This window comes from Pedobacter sp. 01T416_2 (genome assembly GCF_056398925.1).
Map to the genome: position 1 here is coordinate 1 of NZ_JBFTQI010001003.1, position 1,788 is coordinate 1,788.

Annotated in this window: 1 protein-coding gene; it reads right to left on the reverse strand. The window is 39.7% G+C overall.

What is annotated here, in order from left to right; translation table 11 throughout:
- On the reverse strand, nt 1-1,638 hold a 1,638-nt coding region (locus AC1DPQ_RS26730; protein ID WP_477611432.1), incomplete at its 3' end, for a sodium:solute symporter.
- Nucleotides 1,639-1,788 lie beyond the last annotated feature (150 nt).

Here is a 1,788-nt window from a genome sequence, read left to right on the forward strand (position 1 = left end):
GTATAAAACACCCATTATCACCAATAAAAGCACCGACAGAAATTTGTAGTTGCCTATCCCGCTCCAGCCTTTACTTTTAAGGGGTTCCCAAATAGAATTCCAGTAAAGGGCTTCGCTTTGGGCGGTATGTTTTACAGGATAGATGTAAGAAAATATAACCTGTATAAATACACAGATGCAGAACAGGTAAAATGCCATCATCATAAAGGGGATTTTGCCGATTATAGTTTCTGTACCATATAATTTGTTTACCACAAAAACACTCGCCCCAATAATAGAACCGAGCAGCAAAGTATATTGCGCCCCTTTAGCTGATGCTTTTTTCCAAAATACCCCTAGTAAGAACACACAGGTAATAGGAGGGGCAATATGTGCGATTACATCATTTATGCCTTCGAAAAGGCTTTGATAGCTATTTAATAATGGCAAGAGGCTTATTGAAACGGCTAATGCAATGCCTGCCGACCAGCGACCTACACTAACTAATTTTTTATCGCTGGTTTCGGGTTTAAATCTTTTGTATAAATCATAACTGCTTAATGTAGCGATAGAATTTAACGCACCTGCAATTTGACTCATTAATCCTGATAATAATGCGGCTACCAAAATACCTACCAATCCTTTAGGCAAAAGCTGGGTAATCATTAAGGTATAAATGCCTTTGGTATTTAGTACCATTTCGCCTTTGGCGCCAACAGTTTGCAAACTCGATAAATCTATAGTTCCCGATTTATACAAGATATAAGCAAACAAACCAGGCAGCACGAAAATAAACACGGGTAAAATTTTGATGAAACCGCAAAACAAGGAACCTACGCGGGCATGGTTTTCATCTTTTGCGCCTAAAACACGTTGTACTATGGTTTGATCAGCACACCAGTACCAAATACCCAAAACCGGATACCCTAAAAATACGGCTATCCAGCTCATTCCACTCTTATCGCCAATCGGACGTATCATACTGAGCTTATCCATGGCATTTTCTTTTTGCAGTATAGCAGTCATATGATTCCAGCCACCAACTTTATTCCACGCAAAAACTGTAATGATAATGGCGCCGGTAATCAACACCAAACTTTGAATGGTTTCGGTAACTACCACGGCCCTTAAACCGCCAATAATGGTGTATAGTCCGGTTAGCGAGGCAATTACCACTATACTTATATACATATCTATGCCGAATAAGGTTTCGAGTACAATACCACCCGCTAAAAAAGAAAAGGCAATGTGAATAATGATGGCCGATAGGATAGAGATGAATGCCAGCCAGTCTCTACAGGCCCGGTTATACCTTCGCTCTAAAAAATCGGGTAAAGTAGAAATCCCCGAACGGATATAGAAAGGAATAAATAATAAGGCCAAAAGAATAAGGGTAAATGCCGCCATCCATTCAAAATTGCCATTTAAAAGGCCGCTGTCAAATCCGCTCTGTGCCAAACTTACCAAATGGAGACACGAAATGTTTGTTGCAAACAGCGCCAGGCCAATCATAGGCCATTTAAGCGATTTGCCCGCCAAAAAGTATTCTCCACTGGTGGTTTCTTCGTTTTTCTTTTTTCTCGTTCCTGTCCATAAGCCTATGGTTACAATAAAAAGTATATAAGCAATGGTAATTACGATATCGGTTGTACTGATCATATTTGGTTAGATTTTGGGTTATTTTAAATCACAGCTGCTTCCCGCTTCTTGTGGAGTGATGTAAACTCCGTTTTCAATTTTAATCGGATTTTTAAAGTGTTGTTTTAAATGGGGAATATGTTCCAGAAATAAAGCTTCGTGGCCCATGGC